This window comes from Stenotrophomonas sp. GD03958, from assembly GCF_029839005.1.
Classification (GTDB): Bacteria; Pseudomonadota; Gammaproteobacteria; order Xanthomonadales; family Xanthomonadaceae; genus Stenotrophomonas; species Stenotrophomonas hibiscicola.
Map to the genome: position 1 here is coordinate 26,888 of NZ_JAOBZT010000023.1, position 16,401 is coordinate 43,288.

The 16,401-nt window shown below is 67.1% G+C and carries 13 protein-coding genes; 5 read left to right on the top strand and 8 right to left on the bottom strand.

The window, feature by feature from the left end; all coding sequences use genetic code 11:
- Window positions 1-118: 118 nt before the first annotated feature.
- From N5C25_RS09245 to N5C25_RS09265, 5 genes are read right to left on the bottom strand one after another with little or no spacing between them, the layout of a single operon-like run.
- Window positions 119-1,186: a heparan-alpha-glucosaminide N-acetyltransferase domain-containing protein gene (locus N5C25_RS09245; protein WP_279936841.1), complete on the bottom strand. Its 1,068-nt coding sequence runs from the start codon at window positions 1,184-1,186 to the stop codon at window positions 119-121.
- Window positions 1,186-2,334: an N-acetylglucosamine-6-phosphate deacetylase gene (gene nagA, locus N5C25_RS09250; protein WP_251103088.1), complete on the bottom strand. Its 1,149-nt coding sequence runs from the start codon at window positions 2,332-2,334 to the stop codon at window positions 1,186-1,188. The genes N5C25_RS09245 and nagA overlap by 1 nt, the downstream gene beginning before the upstream one ends.
- A complete protein-coding gene (locus N5C25_RS09255; protein ID WP_021204669.1) occupies window positions 2,334-3,362 on the bottom strand; it encodes an SIS domain-containing protein in 1,029 nt (342 codons plus the stop codon). The genes nagA and N5C25_RS09255 overlap by 1 nt, the downstream gene beginning before the upstream one ends.
- Before the next feature lie 7 nt (window positions 3,363-3,369).
- On the bottom strand, window positions 3,370-4,437 hold the full coding sequence (locus N5C25_RS09260) for a LacI family DNA-binding transcriptional regulator (RefSeq protein ID WP_279936844.1): 1,068 nt from the start codon (window positions 4,435-4,437) through the stop codon (window positions 3,370-3,372).
- A 39-nt stretch (window positions 4,438-4,476) separates the two neighbouring features.
- On the bottom strand, window positions 4,477-5,766 hold the full coding sequence (locus tag N5C25_RS09265; RefSeq protein WP_262213983.1) for a sugar MFS transporter: 1,290 nt from the start codon (window positions 5,764-5,766) through the stop codon (window positions 4,477-4,479).
- Between the two features lie 375 nt (window positions 5,767-6,141).
- Here N5C25_RS09265 and N5C25_RS09270 point away from each other — a divergent pair, with 375 nt between their 5' ends.
- The 3 genes from N5C25_RS09270 (at window position 6,142) to N5C25_RS09280 (ending at window position 12,470) form a co-directional block, all read left to right on the top strand.
- A complete protein-coding gene (locus N5C25_RS09270) occupies window positions 6,142-7,161 on the top strand; it encodes a glucokinase family protein (protein ID WP_251103087.1) in 1,020 nt (339 codons plus the stop codon).
- Window positions 7,162-7,302: 141 nt separating this feature from the next.
- Window positions 7,303-10,002, top strand: coding sequence for a TonB-dependent receptor (locus tag N5C25_RS09275; protein WP_058981595.1), 2,700 nt, complete (start codon window positions 7,303-7,305; stop codon window positions 10,000-10,002).
- Window positions 10,003-10,112: 110 nt separating this feature from the next.
- On the top strand, window positions 10,113-12,470 hold the full coding sequence (locus N5C25_RS09280) for a family 20 glycosylhydrolase (RefSeq protein ID WP_279936845.1): 2,358 nt from the start codon (window positions 10,113-10,115) through the stop codon (window positions 12,468-12,470).
- Window positions 12,471-12,587: 117 nt separating this feature from the next.
- Here N5C25_RS09280 and N5C25_RS09285 read toward each other — a convergent pair whose 3' ends face one another.
- Window positions 12,588-12,980, bottom strand: a complete 393-nt coding sequence (locus N5C25_RS09285) for a VanZ family protein (RefSeq protein WP_262213988.1) — start codon at window positions 12,978-12,980, stop codon at window positions 12,588-12,590.
- Window positions 12,977-14,161, bottom strand: a complete 1,185-nt coding sequence (locus N5C25_RS09290; RefSeq protein ID WP_058981625.1) for an SAM-dependent methyltransferase — start codon at window positions 14,159-14,161, stop codon at window positions 12,977-12,979. The genes N5C25_RS09285 and N5C25_RS09290 overlap by 4 nt, the downstream gene beginning before the upstream one ends.
- A gap of 58 nt (window positions 14,162-14,219) precedes the next feature.
- On the opposite strand from N5C25_RS09290, the gene N5C25_RS09295 reads away from it, so the two are divergent.
- The gene (locus N5C25_RS09295; protein ID WP_262213989.1) at window positions 14,220-14,957 is read left to right on the top strand and encodes a pteridine reductase; all 738 of its coding nucleotides are present in this window, start codon (window positions 14,220-14,222) and stop codon (window positions 14,955-14,957) included.
- Window positions 14,958-15,012: 55 nt separating this feature from the next.
- Here the strand turns inward: N5C25_RS09295 and folK are convergent, their stop codons facing one another.
- Complete coding sequence (gene folK / locus N5C25_RS09300) at window positions 15,013-15,498, bottom strand: 2-amino-4-hydroxy-6-hydroxymethyldihydropteridine diphosphokinase (protein WP_012481279.1); 486 nt, start codon at window positions 15,496-15,498, stop codon at window positions 15,013-15,015.
- A gap of 93 nt (window positions 15,499-15,591) precedes the next feature.
- On the opposite strand from folK, the gene N5C25_RS09305 reads away from it, so the two are divergent.
- Window positions 15,592-16,335 carry a 20S proteasome subunit A/B gene (locus N5C25_RS09305; protein ID WP_262213990.1) on the top strand — a complete coding sequence of 248 codons (744 nt, stop codon included), beginning with the start codon at window positions 15,592-15,594 and terminating at the stop codon, window positions 16,333-16,335.
- The last annotated feature ends 66 nt before the right edge of the window (window positions 16,336-16,401 follow it).

A 16,401-nucleotide genomic window follows, 5' to 3' on the forward strand; every position in this document is an offset into this window, starting at 1 on the left:
TCGCGCGATCGATCGACGATGCAGGGTCGGTAGAACCACGCCATGCGTGGATGCCGTTCACGGATGGGGCCAGAGCCCTTTCCTGCGGAAACGGGATCCGACCCCGGGTCCCGAGGGATCAGATCTTGAGATAGATCTTCCGCTTATCCAGCCACCACGCCACGCCCCACCACAGTGCGACGAACGCCAGCGCCTGCAGCATCGACGCCAGCTCCACCGCCTGCGGCATCGCCGTGGCCAGCTGCTGCCAGATCCAGCTCCAGGCGCCGCTGGCCATCAACAGCACTGACATCACCGAGGCCCCCAGGTACGCGGTGATCGCATTGACCCCGAAGCGCCGGCCCAGTGCGGGCCATCCCTTCTGGTCGATCAGCACGTGGCCCAGCCACAGTGCCAGCGCGGCAAGGCCGCCGGTCCACAGCGCGTAGCTGGGCGTCCACAGCTGCTTGTTCAACGGCAGCACCGTGGCCAGCAACAGACCCAGCACGGCGGTCACCGCACCCAGCCCCGCCAGCGCGGCGGCACGTCCGCTGCGCAACAGGCCACCGGCCAACAGGCCGAGCACGGTACTGGCCAGTGCACCCAGCGTGCTCAGCAATCCTTCCGGGTCATGGCCGAGGCCGGTATCGGCATGCCATTGATAGATCCACGGTGCAAACAGCGTGGTGTCCAGGCGGCTGGCCGGGTTGGTCCACGGCGCCAGGTCACCGATGCCCATCAGCAGCACCGCGTAGCCCACCAGCAGCGTGACCAGCACGCCCATCTGCATGCGCGGCCGTGCATACACCGCCAGCACGCCCACCAATGCCGCGCACACGGCAATCCGTTGCAGCACGCCCCAGATGCGGAAGTGCTGGGTATGCAGTGCCCACCAGATCAGCAGGTGCAGCAGCGCACCGGCCACCAGGATGCGCAGCGCGCGCTCCAGCACACCGCGCGCCAACGCGGGTCGCGCCGCCGCATCCTGCGCGCGCGGTGCCACGCTGAAGGCCATCGACACGCCCACCAGGAACAGGAAGAACGGGAACACCAGATCGGTGGGCGTGCAGCCATGCCATTCCGAATGGCGCAGCGGCGCGAACACTGCACTCCAGTCACCCGGGTTGTTGACCAGCAGCATCGCCGCCACGGTGATGCCGCGCAGGGCATCGATCGAGCCCAGCCGGCGTGGCGGCGAACTGTTCATCAGGCGGCCTCGTACTGCCCGGCAATCCAGGTGCCACGCACCTGCAGGGCGTCATCCAGCAGCACCAGGTCGGCCTGGTAGCCCTCGGCGATGTGGCCCAGGCGATCATCGACGTTGAGGAACTGCGCCGGGTAGGTCGAGGCCATGCGTGCCGCTTCGGCCAGCGACTGGCCGAGCAGCTGCACGGTGTTGCGCACCGCCGTGGCCATGTCCAGCGCCGAGCCCGCCAGCGAACCGGCGGCATTGCGCACCACGCCATCAATGGCGGTGATGGTTTCGCCATACAGCACGTAACTGGGATCGTCGGCACCGACCGGCGGCATCGCATCGGTCACCAGCAGCAGGCGACCCCGCGGCTTGGCAGCCAGCGCCACGCGCAGGCTGGCCGGGTGCACATGCACGCCATCTACGATGATGCCGATCCAGCTATCGCGGTCTTCCAGTGCAGCACCCACCGCGCCCGGCTCGCGGCCCTGCAGCGGCGACATCGCGTTGTACAGATGGGTAAAGCCACGCACACCGGCATCCAGGCCGGCGCGGATCTCCTCATAGGTGCCGGCGGTGTGACCGGCAGCAACGATCACGCCACGCTCGACCAGCGCGCGGATCGTCTCCAGCGGGACGCGTTCCGGCGCCAGCGTCAGCAGGGTCACGCCGTTGTCGAGCGATGCCGCCAGCGCGATCTCGTCTTCATCCGGCACGCGGAACTTGCTGGCATCGTGCGTGCCCTTGCGCGCCGGCGCGATGTACGGGCCTTCCAAGTGGATGCCGATCACGCCCGGCACGCCCTGCGCGATGGCCTCGCGCATCGCACCGATGGCTTCGCGCATCACCGCCACGTCATCGCTGATCAGCGTCGGCAGCATCGCGGTGGTACCGAAACGACGATGCGCCTGCGCAATGGTGCGCAGCGCCGTCACGTCCGGCGTGTTGTTGAACAGCGCGCCGCCACCACCATTGACCTGCACGTCGATGAAGCCGGGCAGCAGCCAGCCACCGCCCAGGTCCACCTGCTCGGCAGCGTGGCCGAGCTGCGGCGCGGCATCGGGCAGCAGCGCGCTGATGCGGCCATCTTCGATCACCACTGCCAGATCGTCGCGGAACTCATCGCCCGCCAGGATGCGGGCATTGCGCAGCACGGTTGCCATCACACCGTCTCCGTCACCTTGTTCAGGTGCGGCGGCAGGTCCGGGTTGAAGCCACGACGCAATGCCAGCGCATTGATTGCGCGGTAGAAGCTCTGCACGGTCAACAACGGTGCGCACAACGGATGCGGCGCTGCAGCCACCGGCAGGTTGCCGCCGGCCCCGGCCAGCCACACCTGCGCGCCCCGGGCAGAAAATTCCTCGACCACCGCGCGGGTGCCGGCGCCGGTTTCGTCGGGCTGGGCGAAGGCCAGCACCGGGAAGCCGCGGTCGACCAGCGCCATCGGGCCATGCTTCACTTCGGCCGAGCTGTAGGCTTCGGCATGCAGGCTGCAGGTTTCCTTGAACTTCAGCGCCGCTTCCTGGGCCGCCCCCAAGCCCAGGCCACGGCCGAGCACGAACAGGTTGGTGGCCTCGACCAGGCCTTCGGTCACCGCGCTCCAGTCGCACTGCCACGCCTCACGCAGCGCGTCGGGCAGCAGGTCCAGCGCCGCACGCAGGCTGCTGTCCTGCTTCCAGTACGCGGCCAGCTGCAGCAGCGCGGCCAGCGACGCCAGGTAGCTCTTGGTCGCCGCCACGCTCTTTTCGGCACCCGCGTGCAGCGGAATGACCGTGTCGGCCAGCTGCGCCAGCGGTGAATCCTCGACGTTGACCAGCGCGATCACGCGCGCACCGGCCGCCTTGGCGGCCTCGGCGTTGCGCAGCAGGTCCGGGCTCTTGCCCGACTGCGAGATGACGATGAACAGTGCGCCGCGCAGCTGCAATGGTGCGGCGTAGACCGACCCCACCGATGGCGAGGCCGACGCGACCACCAGGCCCAGCTGGGTTTCCAGCAGATACTTGCCATAGGTGGCGGCGTGGTCGGAGCTGCCGCGTGCACAGGTGACCACGAACGGCGGCGGTGCAGCACGCAGGCTGGCGGCCAGGGTTTCGATGATGGCGTGGTTGCGCGAGAACTGGCGCGCGACCACGTCGGCCGCTTCAGCGGCCTCGGCGAACATCAGGGTGGACGTGGGGTCTGACAGCGACATGGCAGGCTCAGGCAGGATCGGAAGGAAGGGGGCGTGCGCCGGCGGGGCGCATCGGCGCGGTCGAACCACGCACCACCAGCTGCGGCACGAAGCCCTGGTTGTGCAGCGGCGCCGGCGCGTCGTCGTAGGCATCGCTGCGCAGCTGCGCGATCAGCAGGCGCGCGGCGTGGCGGGCGATATCTTCGGTGGCCTGCTTGGCCGTGGTCAGCGGCGGCCACGACTGGCGCGAGAACGGGCTGTCCTCGAAACCGGCAATGGACAGGTCGTAGGGCACGTTCATGCCGGCCGACTTTGCGGCTGCCAGTACGCCGGCGGCGATTTCATCGTTGGAGCCGAAGATGGCGGTGGGCGGTTCGCGCAGCGCCAGCAGGCGGCGCGCCCCACGGAAACCGTCATCGAAGGTGTAATCGCCCTGCACCACCAGGTGCTTGTCCACGGTCATGCCGTAGTCCTTCAGCGCGGCTTCGTAACCGGCATAGCGTTCGCCCGAGGAACGGTGCGAGCTGCCGCCCCAGAGGAAGCCGATGCGCTGGTGGCCGAGCTGGATCAAGTGCTCGGTGATCTCGTAGGCGGCCTCGCGGTCGTCCACGAACACACAGGCGCCATCGGCCGGGTCTTCGGTGGCGGCGATGATGCGCACCAGCTTGATGCCGCGCGCGGTCAGCGCCTGGATCAGGTCGCGGCGCTCGGACATCGGTGCGGTCAGCACCAGCCCGGCCAGGCGCGAACGCTGCAGCCAGTCGGCCAGTTCATCGGCCAGCAGCGGCGAGCTGGAATCGCAGGGATGGATCTGCAGCCCGAACCCGGTCTCGCGGCAGGCGGCGAGCACGCCGTTCTGCACGCCGATGATGTGGTACGGGTTCGGGTTGTCGTAGACCAGCCCGATCACGAAGGTGGTGCCGCTGCGCAGGTTGCGCGCGGACGGATCGGGTTCATAGTCGAGCTCGGCAATGGCACGCAGCACCCGCGCGCGGGTGGCCTGCATCACCGAGGGCTCGTTGTTGATCACGCGCGAGACCGTCTTCAGCGAGACCTTGGCTTTCTCCGCAACGTCCTTGATGGTCGCTCTGCGCATGGGTTTTCCCTGGGGTTGACTGCCGTCCATCATCGCCGATCAGGCCTTGTCCTGCGGCAGGCCGGCGCGGTGGCCGATCACTGAATAGAACAGGATGTACAGGTAGCACGGCACCATCAGCAGCACGAACACCAGCTGGAAGTCGATGTGCTGCTTGAGCACGGCGAACAGCTGCGGAATGATCGCGCCGCCGGCGATGCCCATCACCAGCAGGGCCGAGCCGGTCTCGGTGAAGCGGCCCAGGCCGCGGATCGCCAGCGGGAAGATGGCCGGCCACATCATGGCGTTGGCAAAGCCCAGCAGGGCCACGAAGGCCACCGATACGTAGCCGCGGGTGGCCCAGGCGCCAAGGCAGAACACCACGCCCAGCACCGCTGAGATGGTCAGGTAGCGCGACTGCGAAACCACCCTGGGGATCAGCAGCAGACCGACCACATAGCCGATCAGCATCGCGCCCAGAGTGAGCGAGGTGAACATCTTGGTCTGGTCCAGCGGCAGGTCGAAGCCGTGGCCGTAGGTACCGATCGCATCACCAGCCATCACCTCCACGCCGACGTAGACGAACAGGCACAGCACGCCCAGCCACAGGTGCGGGAACTGGAAGATGCTGCGGCGCTCGGCGGCACCGGCAGCCGCCGGCGTGGCATTGGCCTCGGAGGATTTGATTTCCGGCAGCGGCGAGAACAGCACCGCAACCGCCAGCACCACCAGCAGCGCGGCCATCGCCAGGTACGGGGTGTGGATCTTGGCAGCGAACTCGTTCAGCAGCGCGGCCTTGGTGACCGCGTCAGCCGCCTGCACCTGCGCATCGAGGTCGCCGATGCCGTGCAGCACCAGCGTGCCGATCAGCACCGGCGCCAGCATGCCGGCGATCTTGTTGCAGATGCCCATCAGCGCGATGCGGCGCGCCGCCGTCTCGATCGGGCCGAGGATGGAGATGTAGGGGTTGATCGCGGTCTGCAGCAGGGCCAGGCCGCTGCCGATCACGAACAGGCCGCCGAGCGCGCCCGGGTACCAGCGCTGGGTGGCGAATTCACCGAAAAGCGCGGCACCACCGGCCATCACCAGCAGGCTCAGGCTCAGGCCCTTCTTCATGCCGGTGCGGCGCAGGATCCAGGACGCCGGCAGGGCCAGGAAGAAATAGGACAGGTAGAACACCATCAGCACCAGGAAGGCGCCGACCTCGCTGAGTTCGAAAGCCAACTTGACAAAGGTGATCAGCGGACCGTTTAGCCAGGTGAAGAAGCCGATCAGGAAGAACAACACGCCAACGATGGCGATGGAGGTGGCCACGTTCGGGCGCGCGCTTGCAGCGGGGACGGCGGACATCAGGAGGGCTCCTGCGGCGACGGCCGCAGAACGCGGCGTCGGAGAGTGGCTGGGAACAACGTTGTCACATTCTTTCGATGGACAGCCGCGGTTTGTCAACTTCCACGCGCAGCCCTGTGAACCTCGTGCTGCACTGCGCAACCCGATCACAGCGCGTTCTGCTGAATGCGCTTGAGCCCTTGAGCCCCGTGCAGCAAAGGTTCCCGCGTGAAACGCATGATCACGCCATGTAAACGTTTACTGCATACCCCGTTCGTTGCGGCGCAGCAACGAAAGTGTCACGAACTCGTTGACATCGTTGTCAGCGGGGTTACAGACTCCGCCCAATCGCCGCCCCCTTTCCCGGGTCCGGCCCCACCTGCAGCAGGAGCCCGCGTGACCGCCAGCCACCCCGCCCCGGCCCATGTCCTGTCCCGAATCGCGCCCTCGTTCCTGGCCGCCGACGTCGGTGGCACCCATGTGCGTGTGGCCCGGGTCCAGGCCAGCGGTGATGCCGCCCACCCGGTGCAGGTGCTGGAGTACCGCAAGTACCGCAACGCCGACCACGGCGGCCTCAGCGCGATCCTGTCCGACTTCCTGGGTGAAGGCCCGCGGCCCACGCATTGCGTGGTCGCCAGCGCCGGCTACGCCCGCGAGGACGGCACGGTGATCACCGCCAACCTGCCGTGGCCGCTGTCGGCGCGCCAGGTGGAAGCCGACGTCGGCCTGCAGCGGGTCTACATCGTCAACGACTTCGAAGCGGTGGCCTATGCCGCCGCGCAGGTGGACGCCAGTGGCGTGCTGCACCTGTGCGGGCCGGACACCGCCGCACGTGGCCCGACCCTGGTGGTCGGCCCCGGCACCGGCCTCGGTGCGGCACTGTGGATTCCCACTGCGCACGGCCCGGTGGTGCTTCCCACCGAAGCCGGCCAGCCTACCCTGGCGGCCAGCACGGAACTTGAAATGGCCATCGTCCGCCACATGCAGCGCGACCGCGCCCATGTGTCGATCGAACATGCGATCTCCGGCCCGGGCCTGATGAACCTCTACCGCGCGGTGTGCGCGCTGCAGGGGCAGGCACCGACGTTGGCCAGTCCCGATGCGGTCACTGCCGCCGCCATGGCCGATACCGATGCGAACGCCCGCCAGGCGCTGGATGTGTTCTGCGGCCTGCTCGGCAGCACCATCGGCGACATGGCCCTGTTCTACGGTGCCTACGGTGGCGTCTACCTGGCCGGCGGCATCCTGCCGCAGATCCGCGAATACCTGCGCGCCAGCACCTTCGTCGAGCGCTACCTGCAGAAGGGGCCGATGGGCGAAGCGCTGGCACGCATCCCGGTGAAGGTCGTCGAGCACGGCCAGTTGGGCGTGGTCGGCGCTGCCAGCTGGTACCTGCAGCAGCAGTCCGCCGCCTGACACCGCAACAGGCTTCAACGCAATCGCAGCACGCAGTACGTGGCACGCCAACGCGGGACTTCGCCGCCGCCCCGCGCATGTCAAGGCAACCGTAACCGAACACCGCCGCCGGCACCCAATCGAATGATGAGGAGAGACATCATGAACACCCGCAAGACCCTGCTTTCGGCCGCCATCGTCAGCTGCATCGCCTTCAGTGTGCACGCGCAGCAGGCGGCCCCGACCGCCACCGATCTGGACACCGTGACCGTTACCGGCATCCGTGGCTCGATGGAAAAGTCGCTGGACACCAAGCGCGAAGCCAATGCGCGCGTGGAAGTGGTCACTGCCGAAGACGTGGGCAAGCTGCCCGCGCATAACGTGGCCGATACCCTGCAGCGCCTGCCTGGCGTGAACATCAGCTCGTCCAGCGCCGATGAAGGCGGTTTCGACGAAGCCGACCGTGTCAGCCTGCGCGGCACCAGTCCGAGCCTGACCCAGACCCTGATCAACGGCCACAGCGTCGGCTCGGCCGACTGGTTCGTGCTCAGCCAAGGTAGCAATGTCGGCCGCAGCGTCAGCTACACCCTGCTGCCGTCGGAACTGGTGCGCTCGGTGGAGGTGAACAAGTCCTCGCAGGCCAAGCTGCAGGACGGCGGCACCACCGGCACCGTCAACATCCTCACCCGCAAGCCGCTGGAATTTTCCAAGCAGATCACCGCTGAAGCCTCGATCGGCGCGGTGCGCTCGGACCAGGCCAAGTCGACCGACCCGCAGCTGTCGGGCCTGTTCAACTACAAGAACGACGACGGCACCTTCGGCGTGATGGTGCAGGGGTTCAGCCAGAAGCGTGAACTGCGTCGTGAAGCGCAGGAAATCCCGTCGGGCTTCTTCAAGATCGACCCGAACGGCACCGTAGCCAAGTCCAACCCGGACCTGGCCGGTGTCTATGCGCCCGCCCTGCTCGGCTCGACCTTGTTCGAGCAGACCCGCGAGCGCAAGGGTGGCCTGATCTCACTGCAGTTCAAGCCGGCCGACAATCTGACGCTGGGCCTGGAAGGCTTCAGTTCCAAGATGGAAGCCAACAACTACAACCGCAACTTCATGTTGTGGGGTAGCAAGATCATGGGCGACGACAAGGACGACGCCGGCGTGATCACCCGCCCGGGCCAGGCCCCGCTGCCAGGCTATGTGGTCAAGGATGGCGTGCTGACCAACGCCAACTTCGCAGGCGTCGCCGGTACGCCGTACGCGGTGTACGACATGATCTACCGCGAGGCCACCGCCAAGAGCAACTACATCACCCTCGATGCCGACTGGCAGATCAATGACAGCCTCAACGCCAAGTTCCAGGCCGGCAGCACCAAGGGCACCGGCACCACGCCGCGCCAGTTCATCGCGGAAGTGACAGTGGCTGACGGCGGCGGCGCCAACTGGACCACCCACGGCAACGGTTCGCCGGTGGACTGGAACGTCGGCGGCGACATCAGCCCGAACGGCGTGACCAGCTTCGGCACCTGGGGCAACCAGGAAGTCACTGCCGAAGACAAGGAAAAGTGGTTCACGGCGGACTTCAATCAGTACTTCAACGATGGCGGCGTGCTGAACTCGCTCGACTTCGGTGTGCGCTATGCCGACCACAAGCGCGAGGCGCTGTCGCCGGAAGGCGCAACGCCGGGCGCGATCTGGGACGCACTGAAGGGCGCCCCCACCGGCAGCTTCCCGGGTGGCTTCGCCGGCGGCATCGGCGGCAATTTCCCGCGCAACATCTGGTACTACACCCCCGGTGCGCTGAAGGACGCAGTGCTCAACAACTCCACCTGGCTGGCCGGCAATGACGGCCCGACCGGTCGCCACAACTATGGCGCCGAGTGGAAGGTTGCCGAGAAGAACTTCGCCGGCTATGTGCAGGCCAACTTCAGCGGCGACCGTTGGAGCGGCAACGTCGGCCTGCGCTACGTCAACATCAAGCAGGACATCGACACCTACCAGGCGGTCAGCGATATCGCCAACGCCGACGTCAGCAGCCTGTTCGGCAAATGGAAGGCGCTGTCGTTCGAAAACAAGCACGACCGCATCCTGCCCAGCGCGAACCTGAAGTTCGATCTGGCCGATGACCTGGTGTTCCGCTTCGCCGCGTCGCAGACCCAGACCCTGCCGGACTTCTCGGCACTGGGCGCATCGTCCTGGGGTTCGGACCTGACCAAGGTCGGCGGTGGCGGCAACCCGAAGCTGAAGCCGGTGCTGTCGACCAACTTCGATGCCAACCTGGAGTGGTACTTCATGCCGCGCGGCCTGGTGTCGCTGGGCGCGTACTCGATGAACCTGAAGGACTACGTGGCCTTCGGCACCCAGACCCAGATGCTGTACAGCGAGCTGAGCAACCAGCTGGAGGCCTACCAGGTCGCCGTGCCGGTCAACGCCGACGGCAAGGTCTACGGCATGGAGTTCGCCTACGAACAGCCGCTGGGTGAGAACTTCGGCCTGAACGCCAACTACACCTACGCCGACGGCAGCACCTCCCACACCTGGGAAGACGGCAGCAACAACCTGCTGGGTACCTCGAAGAACACCTACAACGTGGGTGCCTACTTCGAGAATGATACCTTCGGTGCGCGCGTCAGCTACACCTACCGTTCCTCGTTCCTGATCGGTCTGAAGGGCGCGAGCCCGTACTACCAGGATGATTTCGGCACACTGTCGCTGTCGCTCAGCTACAAGGCGACCGACTGGATGAGCGTGAGCTTCGATGCACTGAACCTCAACAACCCGACCCTGAAGTACTACCAGAGCGCCTCGATCCCGAGCGCGTTCTATGAGAACGGTCGCCAGTACTACCTCAACTTCCGCTTCAAGTACTGATCCAGCGGCGGCAACATCGCCGAGTCGTGCACGCACGCCGGGCCTGGTCATTCCGGGCCCGGCGTTTTTCATGTATAGCGTTCATCGCACCGTTCCAAGGAGTCGTACCGATGGTCAAGCCTTCCCGCGCCCGGATGCGCAGCGCAGTGCTGCTGGGCAGCCTGCTCGCCCTGTTGCCGGCACTGCCGGCACTTGCCGCCGACCCCACACCCGCCACTGAAGCACCCGGCCCCCTGCTGCGCGCCGACAGCCTGATGCTGATTCCTGCCCCGGCCAGCGTGCAGCGTGGCCAGGGCAGCGGCATCACCGTCCGCGCCGACACCGTGCTGCACGCCGAAGGCGAAGCCGCGCAGCGCGTCGCCACCCAGTTCGCCGACCTGCTGGCGCGCAGTGGCGGTCCGCGCCTTACGCCGGCCAAGGGCAAGACGGCAGCCCCCCCGGGCGGCATCCGCTTCCAGATCGTGCCCACCTTCCGTGACAGCGGCGAGAGCTACACGCTGGAAAGCACCGCGCAGGGCGTGGTGATCCAGGCCGGCAACGAAACCGGCCTGTTCTACGGCGCAACCACGCTTGCCCAGCTGGCCACGGGCGGAAGCAACGGCGTGCTTCCCGCAGTGCAGATCCAGGACGCGCCGCGCTTCAGCTGGCGCGGTTTCATGCTCGACTCGGCACGGCATTTCCAGAGCCTGGACGAGATCAAGCGCGTGCTCGATGCGATGGCCGCGCACAAGCTCAACACCTTCCATTGGCACCTGACCGATGACCAGGGTTGGCGCATGGAGATCAAGCGCTATCCGAAGCTGACCGAAGTGGGCAGCTGCCGCCTGCCGGCCGGCGACGGTGGCATCGATCCGGTCACTGGCAAGGAGCATCCGTATTGCGGCTTCTACACGCAGGACCAGATCCGCGAAGTGATCGCCTATGCCGCGAAGCTGCATATCCAGGTGATTCCGGAAATCGATGTGCCGGGGCACGCGACCGCAGCGATTGCCGCGTACCCGGAACTGGGTTCGATCAATACCCCGCTGAAGCCGATCAGCGAATGGGGCGTGTTCCCGAACCTGTTCAACGTGGAAGACAGCACCGTCACCTTCCTTGAGAACGTCCTGGAGGAAGTGATCGAACTGTTCCCGGCCAAGTACGTGCACGTGGGTGGCGACGAGGCGGTGAAGGACCAGTGGCAAGCCTCGAAGCAGGTGCAGCAGCGCATGCGTGCACTGGGCATCAAGGATGAAATGGCCATGCAGAGCCACATCATCAAGCGCCTGGAGACCTTCTTGGAGAAGCACGACCGGCGCCTGATCGGGTGGGACGAAATCCTCGAAGGCGGCCTGCCACCGCAGGCCACGGTGATGTCGTGGCAGGGCACCGAAGGTGGCCTGGCCGCGGCCAGTGCTGGCCATGACGTGGTCATGTCGCCGGTGGGCTACCTCTATCTGGATTACCTGCAGACGGCCTCGCCGAACGAACCGCCGGGCCGCCCGGCCCAGGTCAACCTCGGCAAGCTGTACAACTACGAGCCGGTGCCGGCCGAGCTGGCGACCGACAAGCGCCAGCACATTCTCGGTCTGCAGGCCAACATGTTCACCGAGCACACGCGCACCTACGCACGCCTGCAGCACAACCTGTTCCCGCGCCTGGCCGCAGTGGCCGAGACCGGCTGGAGCACGCCGGAACATCGCGACTTCCGCGATTTCCTCGCGCGCCTGCCCGCGCAGCTGCAGCGCTACCGCGCCTGGGGCCTGGCCTACGCGCAGACCCCGTTCGAAGTGGGCGTGGACTACACCAACAACCGCGCCGCCAACACGGTGACCGTGTCGCTGGCCAATCCGCTGGGCTATGAAGTGCGCTACAGCACCGATGGCCAGCCGGTGACCGCGCAGTCGCCGCTGTACCAGCAGCCGCTGACCGCGCAGCTGCCCGCTACCGTGCAGGCCGCCGCGTTCTACCAGGGCCAGATGCTGACGGCGAAGCCGACGGTCGCGGCGTTCAGCGCACAATCGCTGCTCAGCCGCCGCAGCGATGAGCTGCTCAGCTGCGTGGGCAAGAAGGGGCTGGTGCTGCGCCTGGAGGACGATGGCCCGCGCGAAGGAAACCGCGCGGTGTTCAACGTGGATATCTTCCAGCCCTGCTGGCGCTGGCCGCAGGCGCAGCTGGACGGCGTCGGCAGCGTGGAAGTCCGTGCCGGGCGCATCCCCTATTACTTCCAGCTGGCCCACGACGAGCCGAAGCGTCGCTTCGAAAAAGCGAGGCGCGCGCATGGGGAGATGCTGGTGCGTCGTGGCGACTGCAGCGGCAAGGTGCTGGCGGAAGTGCCGTTGCCGGCCAAGCCGGATGCCGATGGCTTCGTGACCCTGCGTGCAACGCTGCCGAAGGGAATCCAGGGCACCGGTGACCTGTGCATCAACTTCACCGGCGACACGCGCCCGGCGATGTGGGTGCTGGATGAGGTCAGGCTGGGGAAGTGACCCCAGGCCTGTCCTGGCGCAATCGATCCACGCATGGCGTGGATCTACTGTGGAGCCGAGCCCATGCTGGGCTGCCTTTGGGAGGAAGCCGAGCATGGGCTCGGCTCTACAGGAACCTTACCCGCGCCAGCGCAGCAGCAGGTCGCGCAGCGGGGTCAGTGCGGTGGCCATGCCGGCGAGCACACCGATCGTGTTGGCGATGGCATCCATCGGGTCGGCGGTGCGGTTGCTGGTCAGCGCGCCCTGTGCGAACTCGATCCCGATGCCCATCAGCACCAGACCCACACCGACCCACAGCAGCGGACGTCCGCGCCGGTACAGCTGCACCGCGCTGCCGGCCAGGATGAAATAGGCGAGGAAGTGCTCGCCCTTGTCGCTGTTTTCCGGCAACGGAATCGGCGGCGGTGGGATCAGGCAGACCACGATCACCAGCAGCACCGCTGTCGCCCACAGTACGGTCCACAACCGTGGCCGACGCAGCGGCTTGATCACCGGCAACGCCGTGCTCACAGGCGCCAGCTCAGGTCACCCAGCTCGAAGGCCGGTTCGAAGTCGACGCCACGCTGCAGGCCGATGGCCTGGAAGCGCTCGCCCATCTCGGTCGGCAGGGTCAGCTTCTTCACCTGGTCGCGCAGCTGGATGCGGCCGACTTCATCGGTGCGCTCCTCGGCCAGCAGCAGCACCTGGTCCAGGCCGTTGCCGAGCAGGAAGCTGGCCTGGCTGCAGTAGCCGGCCAGCTCGAAACCGCCGTGCATGCCGGCCTCGGCCATCGCGGTGAAATCCACCGACGCGGTGATGTCCTGCAGGCCCGGCCAGCGGTGCACGTCGTTGTGCACGTGGTGGCGGTAGAACGCGCGCACGGTGCCCTCATCGCGGTCGTGCTGGTAGAACTCGCTGCGACTGTAGCCGTAGTCGACGAACAGCATCGCACCACGCTGCATGCCACCAGCCACCGCCTGCAGCCAGTACGGCAGCTGCGGCAACACTTCGGAACGGTAGCCCTCGGCGAAAGGCTTTTCCAGGTAGCGCTCGATATGGCGCACCGCACCGTTGAGCAGGATGTCGGCCGGCTGCGCGCCACGGATGAAATTGCCTTCGGCGTCCAGCTCGACGGTTTCCTCGTAGACCTCGCCATCGCGGATCAGGAAGCGCGGGGTCGGCAGCGCGTCGATCACCTCGTTGGCGAACACCACGCCTTCCCAGTCCTCGTCGAACGGGCGGTCGACCCAGTCCACGCGCGCGGCCAGCTCGGCCGGCAGGTTCTGCTGCAGGCGCTGCTGCTGGCGCTCGCGCAGGTCGGCACTGGGTTCGAGGATGGCGTAGCGCGACGGCAGCGCGTCCAGCTCGGCCAGGCGCAGCAGCACGGCCTCGGCGAAGGCGCCGGTGCCGCCGCCCAGCTCCAGCATCCGCGCCTGCGCGCCGAGCTGGGCGAACACCGGTGCCAGCGCATTGGCTACGCTGCCGGCAAACAGGCTGCCGAGCTCGGGCGCGGTGGTGAAGTCACCGCTGCCACCGAACTTGCTGGCGCCGGCGCTGTAATAGCCCCAGCCGGGGGTGTACAGGCACAGCTCCATGAAGCGCGAGAAGGGCATGGCCCCGCCCTGCGCGAGGATTTCAGCACGCAGGGCGGCCGCCAGCTGGTCGCTGTGGGCCAGGGCATCGGCTTCGGGCAGGGGGAAGGTGGGCTGCATGGCGTGTTCGAATGCGGTGACAATGTGCACAGGATAGCTGAGCCTTGGAGGACCCTCGATGAGCGATACCCACCCCGTGGTCCTGATCACCGGCAGCGCGCGCCGGATCGGCGCGGCCATCGCCCGCCAGTTCCACGCCTGTGGCTGGTCGGTGGTACTGCATGCCAACACCTCCAGCGCCGAACTGCAGCAGGCCGCGTTCGATTTCGACAATGTGCGGCCGGGCAGCGTGCTGGCCCTGAAGGCCGACCTGCGTGACGCCGACGCCCTGCCCGACCTGGTGGAACAGGCCGTTACCCACTTCGGCCGCCTGGACGCGCTGGTCAACAACGCCTCCAACTTCTTCCCCACCCCGCTCGGCCAGGTCACCGCCGAGGCGATGGACGCACTGTATGCAGTCAATGCACGTGCGCCGCTGCTGCTGTCACAAGCGGCGGCGCCCTACCTGCGCCGCCAGCAGGGCTGCATCGTCAATTTGACCGACCTGCACGGCACCCATCCGATGCGCGACCACATCGCCTACACCATGGCCAAGGCCGCGCTGGAGATGGCCACCCGCGCACTGGCACTGGAGCTGGCGCCGAAGGTGCGGGTCAACGCGGTGGCGCCGGGTGCGATCCTGTGGCCGGAACAGGGCAAGGACGATTTCGCGCGCGAGGCGCTGCTGGCGCGCACGCCGCTGGCGCGGATCGGCACGGTCGAGGAGATCGCCGAAGCGGTGTACTGGCTGGTGGCCGAAGCCAGCTTCGTCACCGGCCACACCCTGCGCGTGGATGGTGGGCGCACCGTCAGCTGAAATGTTGCCGGCCAGCGGCACTACAGGTAGTGCCGGCCGCTGGCCGGCAACCCCATCATTCCAGGTCCACCACCTCGAACGCCTCGCCAAACTGCGCGTGCGCCCGCCACAGCGTGGCCAGGTCCTGCCCGCTGACCGGGTCGATGAAGCCCGGCGCGATGTCCGCCAGCGGCTTCAGCACGAAGGCATGCTTCAGTTCTGGGCGCGGAATGCGCAGGTGGCCGGGGCCTTCCACCACCAGGTCGCCGTAGAACACCACGTCGATGTCCAGGGTCCGGTCGGAGAAGCGCGGCCCGCTGCGATCGCGGCCGTGCGCATCTTCCAGCGCATGCAGCCAGTCGTCCAGTTCCTGCAGCGGCAGATCGGTCTCGATCGCCACCGCATTGTTGAGGAAGGCCGGGCCATCGAAGCCGACCGCGGCAGTACGGTAGGCGGGTGACACCTGCAGTGCGCCAAAGCGCTCACGCAGGGCCGTCACCGCGGCGTGGAGGTAGCGGCGGGGCTGGACGTTGCTGCCCAGGCTCAGGAGCACGGTGGTCATGCGGTTCAGGTGACGGCACTTGGGGGGGGCGTGGACATGCCGTCGTCACGGCGGCCTGCCTACAATCCGGGACGCACATGATAGGGCACCGACATGACCTATTGCGTTGGAATCGAGGTGGACGAGGGCCTGGTCTTCGCTGCCGACACCCGAACCAATGCCTCGCTGGACGATGTGCGCGTGCATCGCAAGCTGCACGTGTTCGAATATCCCGGCCAGGCAGCCTACGTGCTGATGGCGGCTGGCAACCTGGCCACCACCCAGCTGCTGGTGTCGCGCCTGGGCCGCGACGCCGCAGAGCGGCGCGTGCCCAACCTGCGCGACATGACCCACCTGTTCGAAGCCGCCGCGTATGTGGGTCAGCTGCTGGTGGACAGCCAGGTGCACAGCAGCCACAGCGAACACGGCCATGACGGGGTCAACACCCAGGCCACGCTGATCTTCGGCGGCCAGATCGCCGGCGAGCGGCCCGGGCTGTACATGATCTACCCGCTCGGCAACGCCATTGCCGCCTCGCCGGAGACGCCCTACCTGCAGATCGGTGAATCCAAGTACGGCAAGCCGATCCTGGATCGCATCCTCAGCCCGACCACGCGGCTGGAGGACGCCGCGCGCACGGCCATCGTCTCGCTGGACTCCACCATCCGGTCCAACCTGTCGGTGGGCCTGCCGATCGACCTGGCGCTGCTGCGCGACGGTGAACTGCGTATCGGTCGGCAACTGCGGCTGGGCGCGGATTCAGCGCTGTATGCCGATATCCACCAGAACTGGTCACGGCGCCTGGAACAGGCGGTGGACGCCCTGCCGCGGTTCCCCTGGGAAACCGACGAACAGTAGTGCCGGCCGCTGGCCGGCGACCGCGTTGATACCAGCACACAGGGATGCCGGCCAGCGGCCGGCGCT